Source organism: Microbacterium sp. zg.Y909, assembly GCF_024626565.1.
The window spans coordinates 1-2258 of record NZ_JANJFJ010000545.1 but is presented as its reverse complement, the minus strand read 5'-3'; the positions used below and the strand labels follow the sequence as shown (position 1 = coordinate 2258).

Annotated in this window: 1 protein-coding gene; it reads left to right on the top strand. The window is 69.8% G+C overall.

Translation table 11 applies throughout. The features are described 5' to 3' along the window. On the top strand, positions 1-2258 hold a 2258-nt coding region (locus tag NQ160_RS22600; protein WP_257517274.1), incomplete at both ends, for a DNA translocase FtsK.

Here is a 2258-nt window from a genome sequence, read left to right as displayed (position 1 = left end):
ATGGCCAGGAGCAGCAGTCCGACCACGAGCGGCCGCGCGCCCGCGAAGGGGTCGTCCTCGCGCGCCCGCAAGCCGGCCCCCGCGCCCAAGCGATACGTGGATGAACCCGAGAAACCGCCAGTCGTCGTGCGCGCCTGGATGGGGCTCGCGCACGCCACCGGGGGGCTGTTCCGAGCCTTCGGCCCCGAGACGCTCGAGAAGGACCAGCGCCGCGACGGCTTCCCGTTCCTCCTCGTGCTCATGGCGGTCGCCGGCTCCGTGGTCGAGTGGTTCTTCATCGGCACCGAGGTCGCCGCAACGATCAGCGCGTACACCGCCGGGGCGCTGCTGGGACGTGAGGCGTTCATTCTGCCGGTTCTCCTGCTGCTGCTGGCGGGCTGGCTCTTCCGGCATCCGTCGTCGGTGCACGACAACGGGCGCATCGGCATCGGCTTCGGGCTCCTGGTGCTCACCATCGCGGGGTTCTGCCACGTGCTGGGCGGGCGACCGCAGCCGAGCGAACTTCTGCCGTCGCTCAGTGCCGCAGGCGGCCTCTTCGGCTGGATGATCGGTGAGCCGCTGTCGTACCTGACCGAGATCGGCGCGTGCATCGTACTCGGCCTGCTCGCACTGCTCAGCGTGCTGATCATCACCAAGACGCCGCCCAACCGCATCGGGCACCGTCTCGGCGACCTCTACGCCTGGATGTTCGGCACCGAGCGAGTCGAGAAGCCGGCCAAAGCGCCCACGGCCGCGTCGTCGGGCGACGAGGACGACGCGCTGCCCTGGTGGCGCCGCAACAAGTCCGGTCGCGAGGAGGATCCCGACGACGGGATCGGCTCGCAGGACCTCACCATGCTGCTGTCGCCCGAGGGCGACACCGGCGGGTTCGACCAGGCCATCGCGCCGCCCCCGCCCCTGCCGCCTCTTCCCGTGCAGGATGCCGCGACAGAAGTCATCCATCCCGACGTGACCGACGCGGTGCGCAAGGGCAGCCGGCGCGCTGACACCGGCATCCGCGAAGACGCCACCGAGGTGCAGGGCGACGGTGAGCTGCCCGGCATGTCCGGCCTCGGCGGCGACGGCGACGGACTGCCGCCCGCTGCGACATATCGCCTGCCCTCGACGGCCGCGCTGGCCGCCGGCACGCCGCCGAAGGCGCGGTCCGAAGCCAATGACGCCATGGTGCGCGCGATCACGAGCGTGTTCGATCAGTTCTCCGTCGACGCGCGCGTCACGGGGTTCTCTCGCGGTCCGACAGTCACGCAGTACGAGATCGCCCTCGGGTCGGGTGTGAAGGTCGAGCGCATCACGGCGCTGACCAACAACATCGCCTACGCCGTCGCATCGAACGAGGTGCGCATCCTCGCCCCCATCCCCGGCAAGAGCGCGATCGGCGTGGAGATCCCCAACACGGACCGCGAAATCGTGACGCTCGGCGACGTGCTGCGCTCGCCCGCGGCGACCAACTCCGTGCACCCGATGACGATCGGCGTGGGCAAGGACGTCGGCGGCGGCTACGTCGTGGCCAACCTCGCCAAGATGCCCCACCTGCTGGTGGCCGGCTCCACCGGTTCCGGTAAGTCCAGCTTCGTCAACTCGATGATCACGAGCCTGCTCATGCGCGCCAAGCCCAGCGAGGTGCGCATGGTGCTGATCGACCCGAAGCGCGTCGAGCTCACCTCTTACGCGGGCGTGCCGCACCTCATCACGCCGATCATCACGAACCCCAAGAAGGCGGCCGAGGCGCTGCAGTGGGTCGTGAAGGAGATGGACATGCGGTACGACGACCTCGCGTCGTTCGGCTACCGCCACATCGACGACTTCAACCGCGCCGTCGTCGCCGGCGAGGTGCAGCTGCCCGCCGGCAGCGAGCGCGTGCTCAAGCCCTACCCATACCTGCTGGTGGTCGTCGACGAGCTCGCCGACCTCATGATGGTCGCCCCGCGCGACGTCGAGGACTCCATCGTCCGCATCACGCAGCTCGCGCGCGCCAGCGGCATCCACCTGGTGCTCGCCACGCAGCGGCCGTCGGTCGATGTCGTCACCGGTCTCATCAAGGCCAACGTGCCCTCGCGCCTGGCGTTCGCCGTGACGAGCGTCACCGACTCCCGCGTCATCCTCGACCAGCCCGGAGCCGATCGCCTCATCGGCCAGGGCGACGCCCTCTTCAGCCCCATGGGCACCTCGAAGGCCGTGCGCGTGCAGGGCGCGTGGGTCAGCGAGAGCGAGATCGAGAAGGTCGTCAAGCACGTCACGCAGCAGGCGCGTCCGGAGTA